Consider the following 17,870-nt stretch of genomic DNA (forward strand, 5'->3'; position numbering starts at 1 on the left):
TGCGATCCTTTCAGAGTTACACGCGGCGACGCTTCTTGGGGCGGCAGCCGTTGTGCGGGATGGGGGTCTTGTCCTGGATGCTCGTGACCTCGAGGCCGGCGGCCTGGAGGGAACGGATGGCGGTCTCGCGACCGGAGCCCGGGCCCTTCACGAACACGGCGACCTTGTGCATGCCGTGTTCCATAGCGGCCTTGGCGCAGGCCTCGGCAGCCATCTGGGCGGCAAACGGGGTGCTCTTACGAGAGCCCTTGAAGCCCACCTGGCCCGCCGACTTCCAGGCAATGACGTTGCCCTGCGGATCGGTGATCGAGATGATCGTGTTGTTGAAGGTGGAACGGATGTGAGCCTGTCCCACGGAGATGTTCTTGCGGTCGGCGCGCTTGACGCGAGTAGCGGCGCCGCGCTTGTTCTTAGCAGTAGCCATCAGTTAAGCGCTCCTTATTTCTTCTTCTTGGCACCGATCTGGCGCTTCGGACCCTTGCGGGTGCGAGCGTTGGTGTGGGTGCGCTGGCCGCGGACGGGAAGACCCTTGCGGTGACGCAGGCCACGATAGCAGCCGATGTCCATGAGGCGCTTGACGTTCTGGTTACGCTCACGACGGAGGTCGCCCTCCACCATGATGTGGTTCTCGTCGATGTACTTACGGATGACGTCGACCTCTTCTTCGGTAAGGTCCTTGACGCGGGTATCCGGGTTGATGTTCGTGTCGGCGCAAATCTTAGACGCCGTGGTGCGGCCGATGCCGTAGATGTAGGTCAGACCGATCTCGACGCGCTTCTCACGCGGCAGATCGACACCGCTGATACGGGCCAACTTGGATCTCCTCTCTTAACCCTGACGCTGCTTGTGACGCGGGTTCTCGCAGATAACGAGCACCTTGCCATGGCGCCTGATAATCTTGCACTTGTCGCACATCTTCTTGACCGAAGGACGTACCTTCATCGTTCTTCCTTTCGGTTGTGCTCAAACCAACAAACCTACTATGTACTCGTCCAGCCGCAGACGTGAATTACCTGGCTGGTTGCGCACACGACAGCTGAGCGGTCTGTCGCGCGCGTGCGCTGCCTATTTATAGCGATAGGTGATGCGACCACGGGTGAGATCGTAGGGCGAAAGCTCCACCACGACCTTGTCACCTGGAAGGATTCGGATGTAGTTCATACGGATCTTGCCCGAGATGGAGCAGAGAACCGTGTGACCATTACCCAGATCGACACGAAACATCGCATTGGGAAGCGGCTCGGTGACCGTACCCTCGAGTTCGATTGCGTCTTCCTTCTTCACAAGCACATCTTTCTCTCGAAACGACAGCAGCGACTAATGATACCGCAGAGCGGTACCACCTCATGTATTTTTCGTCAACGCTCCACATTCTTCCTGCAGAGCGCACTTTCGTACTCCTCTAACCAGACGCTGTGATAAAACGAACCGGGTTCGTTTTCTCACTACATCACACCGCCCTGCAAGCTGCACCACGGGCCCTGAGCATCTTGGGTGAGAACAACCGGTCCGTCGTTGGTGATGGCGATGGTGTTCTCGTAGTGGGCAGCGGGCAGATGGTCATTCGTGGTCACGATCCAGCCATCGGGCCCTACGCTCACGCGATGCGTGCCGAGCGTGATCATCGGCTCGATCGCGATGACCATGCCGGCTTCGAGCGTGATGCCCCTCCCCTTCTTACCGTAGTTGGGAACGTTGGGTTCCTCGTGCATCGCACGGCCCACGCCATGCCCCACGTACTCGCGAAGCACGCCGTAACCATGGCTCTCGGCAAGGCTCTGAACGGCATGGCCGATGTCACCGATGCGGTTTCCCGGCACAGCCTGCTCGATGCCCGCCTTGAGGCAGTCGAGGGTGACTTCGCACAGCGCCTTGACCTCGGGAGCAGGGTTTCCGACGTAGAACGTCCAGGCGTTATCGCCCACCCAGCCGTCGACGATGGCTCCGGTGTCGATGGAGAGGATATCGCCATCGCGCAGGATCACATCGGGGTTGGGGATACCGTGCACCACGGCGTCGTTCAGCGATGCGCAGATGGTGCCCGGGAACCCGCCGTACCCCTTGAACGCGGGCGTGCCGCCGTGCATGCGAATGATCTGCTCGGCAAGCTGATCGAGCTCAAAGGTCGAAACGCCGGGGCGCACCATGGCACCGACGTGCCGGAGCACCATCTTGGACAGTGCTCCGGCCTTCTTCATCTGCTCGATCTCTTCAGGGGTCTTGATCTTGATCATAGACCGAGCGCTTCCTTTACGTCAGCGTAGACCGCTTCCATGCTCTGGGCGCCGTTGACGCTCTTGAGCAGACCCTGGCCGCGATAGTACTCCACGAGCGGGCTCGTGTTCTTCTCGTACACATCGAGGCGGTTCTGGATCGTCTCGGGCTTATCGTCATCGCGCTGGTACATCTCACCACCGCAGGCGGGGCAGACGGTCTCGGTCGCGGTGCCGGTATGGCCGCAGGCGCGGCAGGTGCGACGCGACGAGAGGCGCTCGATGATGATGGCGGGCTCGACGTCGATGAGCAGAGCGCAGTCGATGGTGCGACCAAGCCCGGAGAGCTCGGAGTCGAGCGTCACGGCCTGCATGGTGTTGCGCGGGAAGCCGTCGAGGATGAAGCCCTTCTGGGCATCATCGGCAGCGAGGCGCTCCTTCACCAGATCGATCACGAGCTGATCGGGCACGAGCTCGCCGGCATCCATGTACTGCTTCGCCTGGAGGCCGAGTTCGGTGCCGCCCTTCACGGCAGCACGCAAAAGATCGCCGGTCGAGATGTGCGCGACGCCGTAATCGGCGACGAGCTCCTGGGCCACGGTGCCCTTACCGGCGCCGGGCGCGCCCAACAGAACGATATTCATGGGTGACTCCTCTCCGCCCTACTTGAAGAAGCCGTCGTAGTTATACATCTTGAGCTGGCTCTCGACCTTATCGACCGTATCGAGCACCACGCCCACCATGATGAGCACCGAGGTGCCACCGAAGGCCTGGATGAGCTGGTTCCCCGTGAAGGAGAAGATGATGGACGGCACGATCGCGATGACCGCCAGGAAGACGGCGCTCGGAAGCGTGATCTTGTTGAGGGCGTTCTTGATATAGGCGGCGGTAGCACGGCCCGGGCGAACGCCGGGGATAAAGCCACCCTGACGCTTGAGATTCTCCGCGGTGTCCTCGGGATTGAAAATCATCGAGGTGTAGAAGTACGCGAAGAACACGATCAGGACGACGTTCAAGATCCAGTTGATCCAGCCCGAGGCAAGCGCGTTGGCCACGGCCAGCACCCAATCGACGTTGGGGAAGAAGACCGCGATCTGCGCAGGGAAGTACAGAAGCGCGCTCGCGAAGATGATCGGCACCACGCCGGCGGTGTTGACCTTGATGGGAAGGTAGGTCGACTGACCGCCCATCATGCGACGGCCCACAACGCGCTTGGCGTACTGCACCGGAATGCGGCGCTGGCCGCGCTCAAGGAAGACGATGAACGGGATCACGCACAGGATCACGACGAAGATCACGACGGTGACGACGATGCCCATCGTGCCCTCGCCAAGCGAGGAGAAGATGGACTGCGGCAGGCCAGCCATGATGTTCGCGAAGATGATGAGCGACATGCCGTTGCCGATGCCGCGCTGCGTGATGAGCTCACCGATCCACATGATGAGCATCGAGCCCGCGGTGAGCGTGCCGACGACCATGATGTCGAAGATGACCTCGGGAGCACCGGCCTCAGCGAAGCTGATACCGTAGCTCTTGAACAGGAACAGGTAGCCGATCGAGTTAAGGATGGACAGGCCGAGCGTGAGATAGCGAGAATACTGCGTGATCTTGGTCTGGCCGACCTCGCCCTCGCGGGCAAGCTCGTGGAGGCTCGGAATCACGCTCTGCAGGAGCTGCATGATGATGGAGCTCGTGATGTAGGGCATGATGCCAAGCGAGAAGACCGAGACGTAGCTCAGCGCGCCACCGGAGAAAAGCGTAAGAAGCCCCATAGCGCCATCGGTCGGCAAAAGGCCCGCCATCCCCTGGAAGGGGACGCCGGGCACAGGAACATGTGCACCGATGCGGTACACAATGAGCATCGCTATGGTGAAGAGAATCTTGTCCCGAAGATCTTTGATCCGGAACGCGTTCTTCAGGCCAGTTAGCACGGGAGCTCGACCTTTCCGCCGGCCGCCTCAATCTTGGCCTGCGCGGCAGCGGAGACCTTGTCGACGCGGACCGTGAACTTCTTGCTGGTCTCGCCCTCAGCAAGAATCTTCACCGGCTGGAATTCCTTCTTGATGATGCCGGCAGCCTTGAGCGCTGCGCCGTCGATCACCGCGCCGTCCTCGAACTTCTCGTCGAGGCGGGCGATGTTCACGGGAGCGAATTCGATGCGACGCGGGTTACGGAAGCCCGGGAGCTTGGGCAGGCGCATCGCGAGCGGGGTCTGGCCGCCCTCGAAGCCCGAGCCCTTGCCGCCGCCGGAGCGGGAGAGCTGGCCCTTCTGGCCGCGACCCGCCGTGGTGCCGTGACCAGAGGAGTTGCCGCGGCCGATGCGCTTGCGGCGGTGAGTCGACCCCTCTGCGGGGGTGAGGTCATGAAGCTGCATTGCTTACTCCTCTACAATCTCAACAAGGTGCTTGACCTTGAAGATCATTCCGCGGACAGATTCGTTGTCGGGAAGCTCGCGGGTGCGGTTGATCTTCCCGAGGCCGAGGGCCTTGATGGTCCTGACCTGGTCCTGCTTGCAACCGTTGGTGCTGCGGACCTGCTTGACGGTGATGGTATCGGCCATGCTTACTGCTCCTTCTTGCCCACGAACATCTCGCTGACCGTGAGGCCGCGGCGAGCCGCGACGTCCTCGGGGCTTGCGAGCTCCTTGAGGCCCTCGGCAGCGGCCTTGATGATGTTGAGGCCGTTATCGGTGCCGAGCGACTTGGAGAGAACGTTCTTGATGCCAGCAAGCTCGAAGAGGGGGCGCACAGCGCCGCCGGCGATAACGCCGGTACCCTCGACAGCGGGCTTGATGATGATGCGGCCGGCGCCGAAGTGGCCCTCGACCTCGTGCGGAATGGTGCCCTCTTCGGTCACCGGCACGTGGAACATGTGCTTCTTGGCATCGAGCGACGCCTTGGAGATGGCCAGGGGCACCTCAGCGGACTTGCCCATGCCGATGCCGACGTTGCCCTTGCCGTCGCCGACGACGACGAGCGCGACGAGGGACATGCGACGGCCGCCCTTGACGGTCTTGGCGACGCGGTTGATGAAGACGACGCGCTCCTCGAACTCGGAGGCCTCGCGCTGCTTGTTATCTCGATTACGAGCCATGTGCTTCTAACCTCCTAGAACTCGAGACCGGCGGCACGAGCGCCGTCGGCGAGGGCCTTGACGCGCCCATGATAGATACGGCCGCCACGGTCGAAACGGACCGCCTTGATGCCAGCCTCGATGGCGCGCTTGCCCACGAGCTCGCCGACCTTCTCCGCAGCCTCCTTGTTGGAGGTGTGGGTGCCCTTGAACTCGGCCTCGAGGGTCGAAGCGGACACGAGGGTCTTGCCCTGGGTATCGTCCACGATCATGGCATAGATGTTGGCGTTCGTGCGAACCACGCGCAGGCGCGGGCGCTCGGGCGTGCCGAAGATCTTCCCGCGAACGCGACGCTGACGGCGCTTGAGGCCGGCTGCCTTCGCTTTGTTCTTATCCATCTGATAACTCCTTAGAGGATCTTGCCCGTACCTAACGGGGTACGGGACTTACACGGTGTGCGTCTGCTACTACTTAGCGGCCTTACCGAGCTTGCGACGGATGTGCTCGCCAACGTAGTGGATACCCTTGCCCTTGTACGGCTCGGGCGGACGCTTGCCGCGGATCTCGGCGGCAACCTGGCCGACCTGCTGCTTGTTGATGCCCTTCACGTTGATGTGCGTGTTGTCGGGCACCTCGAAGGTGATGCCCTCGGGGGCATCGTACAGGACGGGGTGCGAATAACCGAGCGACATCTCGAGGTTCTTGCCCTTGAGCTGCACACGGTAGCCGACGCCAGCGAGCTCGAGCTGCTTGGTGTAGCCCTCGGACACGCCGGTCACCATGTTCTGGATGAGCGCGCGGGTGAGGCCGTGACGGGCGCGGGTCTCGCGCTCATCGTCGGGACGGCTCACGACGAGCTCGTTCTCCTCGATGGAAATGCTGAGCTTCTCGTAGAAATCAAGCTCGAGCTGGCCCTTGGGGCCCTTGACGGTCACGTGCTGACCATCGACTGCCACCTCGACTCCGGCGGGAATCTGGACAGGCTTCTTACCGATACGGGACACGGTGTTCTCCTTCCTTCTACTCGCCAGTCGTCTTACCAGACGAACGCGATGATCTCGCCGCCGACGTTCGCCTTGCGGCAGTCGCGGTCGGTCATAACGCCCTTGCTGGTGGAAACGATAGCGGTACCAAGACCACCGCGAACGCGGGGGATGTCGGCGACGCCGGCATACTTGCGAAGGCCGGGCTTGGAAATGCGGCGGATGCCGTTGATGACCTTCTGCTTCTTGGGGCCGTACTTAAGCGTGATGGTGAGGGTCTTCTGGGGCACGGTATCCTCGACCGTGTAGCCCTCGATGTAGCCCTCCTCGTGCAAGACGCGCGCGATCTCGACGAGCTTCTTCGAGCTCGGCATGGAGACGGCGGCCTTGTTCGCAGAGTTGCCGTTGCGAATGCGCGTAAGCATGTCTGCAATCGGGTCTGTCAGGTTCATGCAGATTCTCCTTCGTTCTAGATGAACTCGTGCAACCGGTCCTCGGTCACCCATAGCGACCGAGCCTGCCGTACACGATCTTCCCTGCCGGGGCTGCACACCCCGTGCACTGGTAGTGACTTACCAGCTGGCCTTCTTGATGCCGGGAAGCTCGCCCTTGAGCGCCAGCTCGCGGAAGCACACACGGCACAGGCCGAACTTGCGGTAAACCGAATGCGGACGGCCGCAACGCTGGCAGCGGGTGTACTTGCGGGTCGAGAACTTCGGCTCGCGCTGCTGTTTGACGATCATCGATGTCTTAGCCACTTACTTACCTCCTATCACGGATTATCATGCACCGGTCGGGCCGCACACGAACCGCGCGGCCCGGAGCCGGAGCGAATGAACTACTTCTTGAACGGGAACCCAAAGCCGTCGAGAAGGGCACGGCCCTCTTCGTCGGTCTTGGCGGTGGTGACGATGGTGATGTCCATGCCGCGCTGGCGGTCGATGGAGTCGAAATCGATCTCGGGGAAGATGAGCTGCTCGGTCACGCCCATGGAGAAGTTGCCGCGGCCGTCGAAGCTATCGGGCGAGATACCGCGGAAGTCGCGGATACGGGGGATCGCCACAGCGGTGAGACGGTCGAGGAACTCCCACATGCGGTCGCCGCGCAGGGTGACCTTGGCACCAATCGGCATGCCGGCGCGCAGGCGGAAGGACGCGATGGACTTGCGGGCGCGGGTGACCATCGGCTGCTGGCCGGTGATGGCGCGCAGGTCGCGCACGGCACCGTCGATAGCCTTGGAATCGGTGGCTGCCTCGCCGACGCCCATGTTCACGACGATCTTCTCGATCTTCGGGATCATCATGACGTTCTTGTACTGGAACTTCTCCTGAAGCTGGCCCTTCACCTCGTTGAGGTACTTGGTCTTAAGACGGGGCACGTACTTCTCTTCAGCCATGTTCACTCCTTTGGGGTTTTAAGCACGGGGCTTGGCCACTCCCAGATGCGAAAATAGGACAGAGGGAATTTCGCATCCGGTCGGGTTGTCCTCGTGCCTCCTGTCGTCATCGGACCGCGCTGGCTGTCGCGGCACGACGAATCACCGACAGGAGCCGGGCAATACGGTCGCTATGATACGCGTCTGCGGGACGAATTGCCAGAAGAACTTCTGAAGCCCCTTGGCAACCTGCGGAAATCCACATTTTCAAGATGCTTGCGGTGTGGAGGTTGCTGGGCGGGCAGCCCCCCCTCGGCGCTCATTCCAGCGCATCGCGCGAACGGGGCCTCCCGATGCGCCCCCCAGCGTGCGGCTTCTCGGGCGAGATTTGACGCCCGCGCGGTTGTCGGGCGCAATCCGGACACTCCCTCCGTTGCCGGGCGACATCTGGACGTTTTCGAGCCTCCGAGCGTACGAAAGTCGCCCAAGAAAAGCCTCCCATCTCCAGGGCTTTTTAGTCCAAGAAATGGGAGACGGTTCACTTCAGCACGCTGCTCCAATATTAGCGCTGTATCGCTCAATAGACTGAACTACGCCTCATATCACCCCGTACGCCTACCATACAGAATACGTATATTGATAGATATAGACGGTACCCGTGTGATTGTATTGGCACTGACCGCTCACAGACCAGCTGTTTGTCAAGCGTGATCCGGTGCAAGAATATCCGTTGCTATAACGAAGAGATTTATAGCTAACGTTGTACTTTAACCTATTGTGAGCTCCGTTGTTGTGGCATAAGTACACACGATAAGTGTCTTCCACCGTATCTATGTATGCGCGGGGCTCAATGGTTCCCGAATCCTCCGCCACACTATCCAAGCCTACCGCAACTTGCGGCACCATGAAGCCGAAACAGATGGCCAACAAGAGCACGGATACAATCCCAAAGGCTTGCTTCTTCAAGTACAGCAACATCCGCATTATAGTTCCATCCATCGTTTCCTTTTCCTCCGCATTTTTTCTTGTGTCTAACCCTCCCTCCTCACTTTACGGAAGCACGTTTCCAGAGGCCTTTTCAAACGTCTCCGCATAGTAATCTGCCACGGTGCCATCAGGGCGCTTTGAGCAAACGGCGCCATCTTCAATAAATAGGTAATCGTCGCAGAGACCCTCGAGCGTGCTGAGAATATGGGATGAAATGAGCACCGTTCCCCCTGCATTCGCATACTGACGAAGCGTATGGGAATGCCACTTTACATGAGTGGGGTCAAGGGCGTTCATGCTTTCGTCCAAAAGAAGGCAGCGAGCGCCCGAAACATATGCAAGGGTCAAGGCAACTTGCTGTTTCATGCCCTGCGATAGCTTGCGAACAGCTTTATGTCCAAACTCTGCAAGTTCGGAGCACGCATCATCGTAAACACGACCCGCCGCCTGCCCCCAAAAGGCTGTGACGAGCGCCAGATGCTCATCCGGCGAAAGGTGTGAGTACATCCAGTCGGCATTCCCCGGGACAAGAAACACACACTGCATGTATTGGGGATTGCGCGAGCAGGGAACACCGGCTATTTTGATGCTTCCGGATTTCAACAATGACGCGTTGCCAGCCAGAACCTCGAGCAACGTCGTTTTTCCGCATCCATTAGGAGCGACCAGCCCAACGACATGCCCGGGGTCGAGGGAGAACGATGAATCGCTGAGAACGGCTTGGCGACCCCGCGCTACCGTTATCCGAGACGCACGGACAAATCCGCGGGAAGCGTCCGCACCTGTCGCCTGGGACCCAAGCCTGTCGCGACGAATAGACACTCCTCGAACGAAAACGTCAGCGATAAAGGCGGCTATCAAGAGAATCGCGATGAGAGCCACTATCAGCATAAGGCCACGCCCGAAGCTTGCGCCTTCGACGGGAAAGACATCCGATGAAGGATTGTAGCTAAAGAAGCCCGCAGACGATGGCATATAGAAATAGATAAACGGACACCAGAGAATCCAATCGCCCCCCTCTTGAGCAAGCAAAGCCTGCAGGAGCATCGGGGAAAGGGACACTACCGCACCCGTCAAAGCTGCCACAGTAGAGTGGTTCACCATGCAATGAACAAACTGACAAAACAGAGATATAGCAATGGTCAGAAGCAGGTAGAGCAGAGCCACGCGCGCCGAAGACTCTAACGCGGTAAGATGCATAAGCTCGCCGCCTTGGTAGAACACGACGGGATACGACACATCGCCGAATCCATTCCTCAGCAACGCGAAAACAAGCGGCACCAGCAGCGTGATGGCGACGCACGCCGCACCAAGCACCAGCTGCAACGTGAGCAGGATCGCAAAACGCTGCACGCCGGATACGGGTGCCCTGCTAAGCAAACGGCCCGCATCGAATAACCGCAATGTAATGAGGCCGACAAAGACGCCCGGTAGCAACCAGACAATATAGGGAACGTGCGCGCTTATGAAGCTTAGAACCAATACAGCCGGCAACTGCGAGGAGGTATCGTACGCCTGCGGGCTCGCTAACCGGCTCATCCCATCGAAAAGCTCTGCAGATTGGCGCAGCGCAGGCTCGTCTGCCACCAGATACCCCGCATCGAGCATGCGTAGCTCAACGTCATAACATGCGCTTGCAGAACGAATCAAATCGGCATCCGACTCAGCAGATGCCATCCGCTCGAGTGCATCTATACGTTCCTGTGTAAGTTGTTTAAGGTCATCTGGCATGGTTGGATCGTCCAGGCTTGCCCGTGATTGGCCAACAAACTGAATGTTGGATTCGAACTCAATGCGCCGCCCTGCAAAACCAGTTTGGAAGTCAAGCAGAATATACATAGAAAACGACAGGGAGACGAACAAGAGCATCGCATAAAGCGCGAGCTGTTTGCCCGAGCAACGAATCAATAACGCAATCTGACGTCCCATAAGATGACCCCCATCAATGCGCTAACTTACATTTTAGACTATCATATATTCAGATATATGTATATATCTGAGCAGCATTTCTTTGCGCTTGGCAATTCATTCCGAACGCAGTTGTCCTTGAGCAGAGGCTGTCCACGGCACCTTGACACGATGAAGCTTGCAGCCACGGCTTCATCAGGAGACAACCATCACCGAGCGTTGCCTCCGTCCACCGCACCGACCGTGAGATTGACGGGGTCAACGAGAACGACAATGAGCCACTGAGGCAACACTTACCCAAGGACATCTTAGCCTCGACAACGTATTCGGCGAGAAGGCCGCGGTGGCGCACGTTTTCAAGATACTCGTAGCATGGAGCTTGCTGGGTCAGATGAATCCATCGGCGCTCATTCCGGCGCATCGCGCGGACGGGGCCTCCCGATGCGCCCCTAGCGCGTGGCTTCTCGGGCGCAATCCTGACACTTGTCCCGTTGCCGGGCGCAATCCGGACACTCCCTCCGTTGCCGGGCGACATCTGGACGTTTTCGAGCCTTCGAGCGTACGAAAGCCGCCCGAGAAGCACGCAGATGGCGGAAACCCGCCCGAGAACGGGGTGAGCGTCCGAAATAAGCCCGGAAGCGAATCGATCGTCCAAATCTCGCCCGAAAAAGCGCCTACGAACAAGCTCGACAACACGAGCAAAACGACGACGCCGCGCCCGGCAAGCAACGGGCCTGAGCCGGCAGCGCTACCTTACCGTCCGAACCGCTCAAAGAAGGCAAGCGCGTTTCCGCCGCAGAGCGCCTCGGTTACCTCGGCACCGAAGCGCTGCTCAAGGTGCTCTTGGAAGGCGGGCATCTTATCCGCGCTCGCGATGTCGGGCACCGGATCGCACCCGTCGAAGTCGCTTCCCAGCGCCAGCACCCGCTCGCCGCCGAGGTCGAGCCAATGCTCGATATGCCGGGAGAGGTCGTCGAAGGTGGGCGGCGTGGATGCAGGATCGTCCACGACGAACAGGTCCGCATAGTTGAGACCCACGATTCCGCCGCGGTCGCGGATCTCGGCGAACTGGGCATCGGTGAGGTTCCGCTTGTGCCCGCAGACCGCCCGTGCGTTGGAGTGGCTCGCCACGAAGGGGCGCTGCGCGAGCTTGGCCACCTCGCTAAAGCAGACATCGTTGAGATGCGAGACATCGAGGATGACGCGCTCCTCCTCCATGCGGCGCAGGGCATCGCGACCGGCCGCGGTGAGCCCGCGCTCCGGAGCATCGTGGCCGCTCGCAAGCGGGCCCGGAGCGTTCCAGCTGAGGGACGCCATGAGCAGGCCCTGCTCGGCGCAGACATGCACCAGCTCGATATCATGCGCGAACAGCCGAGCGTTCTCGATGGTCCGAACAGCCGCGATGCGACCCTCTGCAAGCGCCGGGCGAATGCCGGCCGCCGAGCGCACGTCTGAGAAGCGATCACCGTGCTGCGCCAGCTCGCGGTCGAGGCAGCCAGATACGTGCTCCCAGAGCGCCGCGGCGCAGGCAGGTTCAAAGGTATCGGGAATGAAGCTGGCAAAGCACTGCGCCCAAGGCGTGGCGCCGATCTTTTCCGCGGTGAGCTGAAAACCGCCGGCAAGCAGGTCCGCGGCGGCGGGTGGCTCGGGCAGCTCGGGTGCCGCGGACGCCTCGCCTTGCCCCAGCATGCCGGCTGCGGCTGCGAGCTCTGCGGGCAGGCTCTGGAACGCGAGCATGGTCGCGGTATCGCAATGCAGGTCGAATACGGGAAAGCCCATGATGCCTCCTTAAAGACGAAATTCGGCTCCAGAACCGGCACGAGCGTCCCAGTTCTGGGTGGATGCGACGGCGATGGCAGGACACGCCGGCAACGACCGGGCACGGCACAAAACTGGGCGCTATGCCCGAGCTCGCTCGCGTACCCGCATCGCACGGTTCAGACGCTCGCCGGCCACCGTCATGCCCACCAAGAAGATCACCAGGTACCACGGGTACAACCACGTTCCGAAGAACTGGGCGAACACGCCGAACAGCGGCGACATGGCGAGCGACCCGATATAGGCGAACGCCATCTGCATGCCCGTGAGCTCGAGTGCGAGCTCCTCCCCGAACCGTGCCGGAGTGGCATGAATCGTCGAGGGGTAGATGGGGGCGCATCCGCAACCCAGAAGCACGAGGCCCGCAAAAAGCGCGGTGTCGCCGGGCATGAGCACGCACACGAGCGCGACCGCGATGAGCGCCTGGCCGAGCCGAATCATATTGCGGTCGTTCACCTTGAGCGAGATGAAGCCGCTCACGGCACGGCCTACGGTGATGCCCATATAGAAGAGGGCGGCCCAACTCGCTGCCGTCTGCGCATCGATGCCGCGTGCAAGCGTGCAAAACGTTGCGGCCCAGTTGCCGCAGGTGGCCTCGAAGGCGCTATAGCAGAAGAAGCTGACGAGCACCGCCTTGACCCCCGGAATACGAAGCAGCTGAGCACGGGTTCGCCGAGCGGGGAGCTTCTCCCCCGCGCCATCGGACGTCCCGCCCGCCCCGGGCGCCGCGGCGGCTCCGGGTACTTCGCCCGCAGCTCCGAGTACCTCGCCCACCTCAGGCGCTGCAGTGGTTCCAGACAGGGCGCGAGCGCCCGCACCATGCCCAGCTTCCCCACGGGGCAAGGCCGCCTCGGGTGCCGCACCGCTCGCAGCCTCCTGCCCAGCCCGCCGCCCAGATACGCGAGGCAGCTTCCGGTCGCGCCAAAGGGGCAGCGAGAGGGTGAGCACCAGTGCGATGCCCACCTGTATGCCGCCGAGTACGAGAAAGCCCAAAGACCACGTGCTTCGCTCGAGGCACTGCGCCATGACCATGGGGCCGCCACTCGCCCCCACGCCCCACATGCAATGGAGCCAGCTCATGTGTTGCGACTCATAGTGAACCGCCACGAAAGCATTGAGCGCCGCGTCGACGGCCCCCGCCCCAAGGCCATAGGGGACCGCCCAGAGGCAAAGCTGCCAGAACGCCTGGGACTGGGAAAAGCCCATGAGGGCAGCCGCCGTGAGAACCACGCTCATCACCGTGACGCGACCCGTTCCGAAGCGCTCCACCACGCGAACCGACATAAGGCTCGACACGATCGTCCCCGCCGAGATGATCATGGTCACCACGCCCACCCATGAGATGCCCGCGCCAAGGATGGGGGCCATCGTGGGCCACGCAGACCCGATAGCGGAATCGGGCAGGCCCAAGCTGATGAAGGCGAGGTAGATGATGGGTAGAAGCCCTGCAGGCATGAAGCTCACCTACGCGCCGAACACGTAGCGGCTCAGGCGGTCGAACGCCTCTTCGACGCGAGCGCGCGGAAGGGCAAGGTTCATGCGAATGTGGCACGGGCCATGGAAGGGGCGGCCGTCTTGCCAGGCCACGCCCACGCGCCACCCGGCGCGAAGCAGCTCGCCCACATCGCAGCCGTGCTGCTCGCACCACGCAGTGCAGTCGAGGAAGAGCATGTAGGTGCCCTGCGGCTTCACGACCCGCACGCCCTCGAAATGCTCAGCGATATACGCGCACGCCCAATCGATGGTGCCGCCGAGCACCTCGGTCAGCTCGTCCACCCACACGCGTCCCTCGGGGCCGTAGGCACCCATGAGGGCGTGCATGGAGAGCACGTTCATGCTGTTGTAGTGGCACTTGGATGCCTGCGCGAGCACGCGATCGCGAAGGTAGTCGCCGTAGATGATGTGGTAGCTCCCCACAAGCCCCGCAAGGCTGAAGGTCTTGCTCGGCGCATAGAGGGCCACGGTGCGCTCGCGGGCGTCGGCGGAGACGGACTGCGTGGGCACGTGCACATGGCCGGGGAGGATGATATCGGACCAGATCTCGTCCGAGACCACCACGCACCCGTATGCGCGGTAGAGCTCCATGGCGCGCTCGATCTCGTCGCGCTCCCACACGCGGCCGCACAGGTTATGCGGCGAGCAGAACACTGCGACATGGATCTTGTTCTCGGAAAGCTTTCGCTCCATATCGTCGAAATCCATGCGCCAGATGCCCGCCTCGTCGAGCTTGAGCGGCGATAAGACAATCTTGTAGCCAGCGTTCTCGATGCTTTTGGTAAACCCGATATACGTAGGGCTGTGCAAGAGCACTGCATCGCCCGGCGCCGCGAAGGCCTGGAGCGTGGAGACGAGGCCGCCGAGCACGCCGTTCTCGTATCCGATATGCTGCGGTTCGAGCCCGGTCACGCCGTTGCGGTCGCGCTGCCAGGCAATGATGCGCTCGAAGTACTCGTCCCGCGGATCGAAATAACCGAAGTGGGGTTCCTTCACGCGCGCGACGATGGCGTCTTGGATGGCGGGGAGCACCGGAAAGTTCATATCGGCCACCCACATGGGGATGGCGTCGAACCCCTCCTGCGGAGCCTCCGGGGCACCGGGCGCGCCCAGACCGTCGACGGCCACCGCGTCTTGCCCGTGGCGCTCCATGATGCTTGTGAAATCGTAGGTCATAGCGGCTCCTTTGCACGCATGATGGTATCCAGACGAGAGCTGCGAGCGCAGGGCTAGAGCCTCGCGCATTCCCTATAATAGGAACATTCGCCGATTCAGCAATGCCCGCCGCCAAGATAAGGCCAAGGCCCAAGCCCTGGAACCTCTTCGAGTGGCCCGTGGTTCGCAGACACCCGGTGTCTACGATTCACAAACCACCAGAACATGAATCATGGACACCGGGTGTCCGCGAACCACGAGACGGGCATCAACGATACCGCAACGGCATTTCGAGACAAGCGCGCATCTTTGCCGTTTCAGAGAGGAAACCATGGCCGATCGCCCAACCCAACAAGCACTGTCCTTTGCGCGACGCGTGGAGCTCCTTGCCCCCGCAGGCGGCCCTAAGCCGTTCGCAGCGGCCCTTGCGGCGGGCGCCGATGCCATCTACCTCGGCATGGGAACCATGAACGCGCGGCGCAAGGCCGAGAACTTTACCGACGAGGAATTCGCCCGCGCGTGCCGGGCCGCGCACCTTGCTGGCGCACGCGTCTATGTAACCACCAACATCGTCATCAAAGACGACGAGATGGACGAGGCGGTCGAGCTCATCCGTCGGTGCACGGCACTCGGCGCCGACGCCTTCATCATTCAAGACTGGGGCCTCTTCTCGGAAGTAAAGCGGCTTATGCCCGAAATCGAGACGCACATCTCCACCCAGGCGAACATCCATGACGCACGCGGGGCCGCATGGTGCGAGCGCCTGGGCGCCGACCGCGTGACGCTGTCGCGCGAGCTCTCCCTGGGCGAGATCGCCGCCATCCACGAGCAGTGCGGCATCGACCTCGAGGTATTCGCCCACGGCTCCATCTGCTTCAGCTATTCCGGGGTATGCCTGCTCTCGAGCTTCTGCCAGGCCGGGCGCTCCGCCAACCGTGGTATGTGCGCGCAGCCGTGCCGTCTGCCCTACGAGCTCATTGACGAGCAGGGGCGCGAGATCTCGGCACCCGGCCGCGGTCGGCCTCTCTGCCCGCGCGACACCTGTACGACCGACCTGCTCCCCCAGCTCGTGGACACAGGCGCCTCGGCACTCAAGCTCGAAGGGCGCATGAAGGCCGCCGACTACGTCTTTTCGGTAACGGATGTATACCGCCGCGAGCTCGATGACGTCCTTGCAGGGCGGAATGCGGGCGAAAAGGAGCAGGCGGCTCGCAAGCGCCAGCTCAAGCGCTGCTTTAACCGCGACTTCACGCATGCGTACCAAGACGGCACCTCCGACGACGACATGATGAGCTACGAGCGATCGAACAATCGAGGCGAGCTCGTGGGCCGCGTCGCCGGGTTCACCGCGCGCGAGCCCCAAACCAAGGGGGAGCGCCTGCGGGCGGCCATCAAGGGGCCTGCGGGCACCGCCCACCTCGCACTCGACGCGCCCGTTGGGACAGGAGATCTCCTTGAGCTGCGCGACGACGACGATCCGGACACGTTCCTCACGGCCCTCGCCCGCCGTGATGCCGCCGCCGGCGAAATGCTCGATGTCGAGCTCCCGCGACCGCCCGGGAAGCGGTGCCGCGTGCGCATCATTCGTAGCCAGGCGGCGATCGACCGCGCCGACGACGTGCTCAAGCGTGCCTACCCCCGCAAGCGCCCTGTCGATGTGCGGGTGCGCGCCCGCCTTGGCAAGCCGTTCGAGGTCGAGCTGTTCTGCTGCGACGACCCCTCGCTCTCCGCATGCGCCCAAGGTTTCACGGTTGAAAAGGCGCGTACCAGGCCCGTCTCGTCCGACGACCTCGTAGAACACGTTGGCCGCATGGGCTCGAGCCCGTTTGAGATGCGGACCTGTTCCGTCGAGCTCGATGAGGGCTGTGGCATGGGCTTTTCCGCCGTCCACAAGGTGAGAGCCGCCGCATGCGACTTGCTCGAGGATGCCATTCTCGCCCCAAGCCGACGTCGCGCGGAGCTGGCCGAACGCCTGGACATTCCCTCGCACCGCAGCGTCGCGGATTCTGCGAACGAGCACAACGACGCACGAAGCGCAGAGACGATGGTGTGCGCGCTCGCCACTTCGCTCGAGGCGGCAGATGCCGCGCGCCGCGCAGGCGCCGACCGAGTCTATATGTCCACCGACGACCTCGACGCGGCGGGCATCTCCCCCGCCCAAGCCCGCGAGCTCGGCCTCATTCCCGTGCTTGACGAGGTCTGCCGCGCAGGCGACCGCGAACGGCTCGATTCCTGGGTCGAAACCGGCGCCGCCATCGCCGTCGGCAATATCTCCGAACTTGCCCTTGCTGCGGAGCGCTCGGCGCTCGCCGAAGTGCGCTCGTGCATCCCAGCACACAACCGGCCGTGCCTTGAGCTCCTTGCCCGAGAAGGCGCCCGCGCCGCCTGGCTCTCCCCCGAGCTCTCGCTCGCCGAGATTGAGCGCATTGCCCCCGCGAGCCCCCTTACGCTCGGCATCTGCGTATACGGAAAGCCGCGCGTCATGACGAGCGAGCACTGCATCCTGCAGGTCGCAAACGCATGCATCCACGACTGCGCCCGCTGCTCGCTGCGCATGCGCAAGCTCGCGCTCCACAACATCGACGACAAGATGCTGCCTGTCCGCACCGACATCCACGGCCGCTCGCGCTTGTACGACGCCTATCCCCTGGACCTTACGCCCCAGATGCCTGCGCTCCTTGCCGCTGGCGTGAGGCGCTTCCTCGTTGACGGCACCTTGCTCGAGCCCGAGGAGCTCTCCGATCAGATCGAGCGCGCCCGCCGGGCGCTTGACGCCGCGAGCGCCGGACGCAAGCCCGCGCCCCGGCAGAAGGGCTCTTCGTCGGGCTGCCTGTTTGTGGGTGTCGATTAGCCATGGGAAACCAG

The 17,870-nt window shown here is 62.0% G+C and carries 20 protein-coding genes; 1 reads left to right on the top strand and 19 read right to left on the bottom strand.

Annotation, left to right across the window (positions count from 1 at the left end; all coding sequences use genetic code 11):
• Positions 1 to 16: 16 nt before the first annotated feature.
• The 19 genes from rpsK to GJE22_RS08845 all read right to left on the bottom strand — a co-directional run bounded on the left by rpsK (position 17) and on the right by GJE22_RS08845 (position 15,026).
• Positions 17 to 424: a 30S ribosomal protein S11 gene (rpsK, locus tag GJE22_RS08755; RefSeq protein ID WP_019127914.1), complete on the bottom strand. Its 408-nt coding sequence runs from the start codon at positions 422 to 424 to the stop codon at positions 17 to 19.
• Positions 425 to 438: 14 nt separating this feature from the next.
• Positions 439 to 813 carry a 30S ribosomal protein S13 gene (rpsM, locus tag GJE22_RS08760; RefSeq protein ID WP_019127913.1) on the bottom strand — a complete coding sequence of 125 codons (375 nt, stop codon included), beginning with the start codon at positions 811 to 813 and terminating at the stop codon, positions 439 to 441.
• A 15-nt stretch (positions 814 to 828) separates the two neighbouring features.
• A complete protein-coding gene (rpmJ, locus tag GJE22_RS08765) occupies positions 829 to 942 on the bottom strand; it encodes a 50S ribosomal protein L36 (RefSeq protein ID WP_006363204.1) in 114 nt (37 codons plus the stop codon).
• 123 nt (positions 943 to 1,065) lie between these two features.
• Positions 1,066 to 1,284, bottom strand: a complete 219-nt coding sequence (gene infA, locus GJE22_RS08770) for a translation initiation factor IF-1 (protein WP_019127912.1) — start codon at positions 1,282 to 1,284, stop codon at positions 1,066 to 1,068.
• A gap of 161 nt (positions 1,285 to 1,445) precedes the next feature.
• On the bottom strand, positions 1,446 to 2,234 hold the full coding sequence (gene map / locus GJE22_RS08775; protein ID WP_019127911.1) for a type I methionyl aminopeptidase: 789 nt from the start codon (positions 2,232 to 2,234) through the stop codon (positions 1,446 to 1,448).
• Positions 2,231 to 2,857 (bottom strand): adenylate kinase, encoded by a 627-nt coding sequence (locus GJE22_RS08780; RefSeq protein WP_019127910.1) that lies wholly within the window; start codon positions 2,855 to 2,857, stop codon positions 2,231 to 2,233. The genes map and GJE22_RS08780 overlap by 4 nt, the downstream gene beginning before the upstream one ends.
• A gap of 18 nt (positions 2,858 to 2,875) precedes the next feature.
• Entirely contained in the window at positions 2,876 to 4,144 is a 1,269-nt protein-coding gene (gene secY / locus GJE22_RS08785; protein WP_022349920.1) for a preprotein translocase subunit SecY, read from the bottom strand.
• Positions 4,138 to 4,587, bottom strand: a complete 450-nt coding sequence (gene rplO / locus GJE22_RS08790) for a 50S ribosomal protein L15 (RefSeq protein ID WP_019127908.1) — start codon at positions 4,585 to 4,587, stop codon at positions 4,138 to 4,140. The genes secY and rplO overlap by 7 nt, the downstream gene beginning before the upstream one ends.
• A gap of 3 nt (positions 4,588 to 4,590) precedes the next feature.
• Complete coding sequence (gene rpmD, locus GJE22_RS08795; protein ID WP_019127907.1) at positions 4,591 to 4,773, bottom strand: 50S ribosomal protein L30; 183 nt, start codon at positions 4,771 to 4,773, stop codon at positions 4,591 to 4,593.
• Between the two features lie 2 nt (positions 4,774 to 4,775).
• Positions 4,776 to 5,306, bottom strand: a complete 531-nt coding sequence (rpsE, locus tag GJE22_RS08800) for a 30S ribosomal protein S5 (protein WP_019127906.1) — start codon at positions 5,304 to 5,306, stop codon at positions 4,776 to 4,778.
• A gap of 14 nt (positions 5,307 to 5,320) precedes the next feature.
• Positions 5,321 to 5,683: a 50S ribosomal protein L18 gene (rplR, locus tag GJE22_RS08805; protein ID WP_019127905.1), complete on the bottom strand. Its 363-nt coding sequence runs from the start codon at positions 5,681 to 5,683 to the stop codon at positions 5,321 to 5,323.
• Between the two features lie 69 nt (positions 5,684 to 5,752).
• Complete coding sequence (rplF, locus tag GJE22_RS08810) at positions 5,753 to 6,289, bottom strand: 50S ribosomal protein L6 (RefSeq protein ID WP_144687964.1); 537 nt, start codon at positions 6,287 to 6,289, stop codon at positions 5,753 to 5,755.
• Between the two features lie 32 nt (positions 6,290 to 6,321).
• A complete protein-coding gene (rpsH, locus tag GJE22_RS08815; protein ID WP_022349922.1) occupies positions 6,322 to 6,720 on the bottom strand; it encodes a 30S ribosomal protein S8 in 399 nt (132 codons plus the stop codon).
• A gap of 120 nt (positions 6,721 to 6,840) precedes the next feature.
• Positions 6,841 to 7,026 carry a type Z 30S ribosomal protein S14 gene (locus GJE22_RS08820; RefSeq protein ID WP_022349923.1) on the bottom strand — a complete coding sequence of 62 codons (186 nt, stop codon included), beginning with the start codon at positions 7,024 to 7,026 and terminating at the stop codon, positions 6,841 to 6,843.
• A gap of 80 nt (positions 7,027 to 7,106) precedes the next feature.
• Entirely contained in the window at positions 7,107 to 7,664 is a 558-nt protein-coding gene (gene rplE / locus GJE22_RS08825; protein WP_019127901.1) for a 50S ribosomal protein L5, read from the bottom strand.
• A gap of 1,029 nt (positions 7,665 to 8,693) precedes the next feature.
• The gene (locus GJE22_RS08830) at positions 8,694 to 10,559 is read right to left on the bottom strand and encodes an ATP-binding cassette domain-containing protein (RefSeq protein ID WP_144687965.1); all 1,866 of its coding nucleotides are present in this window, start codon (positions 10,557 to 10,559) and stop codon (positions 8,694 to 8,696) included.
• Between the two features lie 732 nt (positions 10,560 to 11,291).
• Positions 11,292 to 12,317, bottom strand: coding sequence for a dipeptidase (locus GJE22_RS08835; protein WP_144687966.1), 1,026 nt, complete (start codon positions 12,315 to 12,317; stop codon positions 11,292 to 11,294).
• Positions 12,318 to 12,437: 120 nt separating this feature from the next.
• On the bottom strand, positions 12,438 to 13,811 hold the full coding sequence (locus GJE22_RS08840) for an MFS transporter (RefSeq protein ID WP_235895783.1): 1,374 nt from the start codon (positions 13,809 to 13,811) through the stop codon (positions 12,438 to 12,440).
• Positions 13,812 to 13,820: 9 nt separating this feature from the next.
• Positions 13,821 to 15,026: a MalY/PatB family protein gene (locus tag GJE22_RS08845; RefSeq protein ID WP_144687967.1), complete on the bottom strand. Its 1,206-nt coding sequence runs from the start codon at positions 15,024 to 15,026 to the stop codon at positions 13,821 to 13,823.
• A gap of 310 nt (positions 15,027 to 15,336) precedes the next feature.
• On the opposite strand from GJE22_RS08845, the gene GJE22_RS08850 reads away from it, so the two are divergent.
• Entirely contained in the window at positions 15,337 to 17,856 is a 2,520-nt protein-coding gene (locus GJE22_RS08850) for a U32 family peptidase (RefSeq protein WP_235895784.1), read from the top strand.
• Positions 17,857 to 17,870 lie beyond the last annotated feature (14 nt).

Origin of the sequence: Enorma shizhengliae, assembly GCF_009676995.1 — a bacterium.
Taxonomy (GTDB): domain Bacteria; phylum Actinomycetota; class Coriobacteriia; order Coriobacteriales; family Coriobacteriaceae; genus Enorma; species Enorma massiliensis.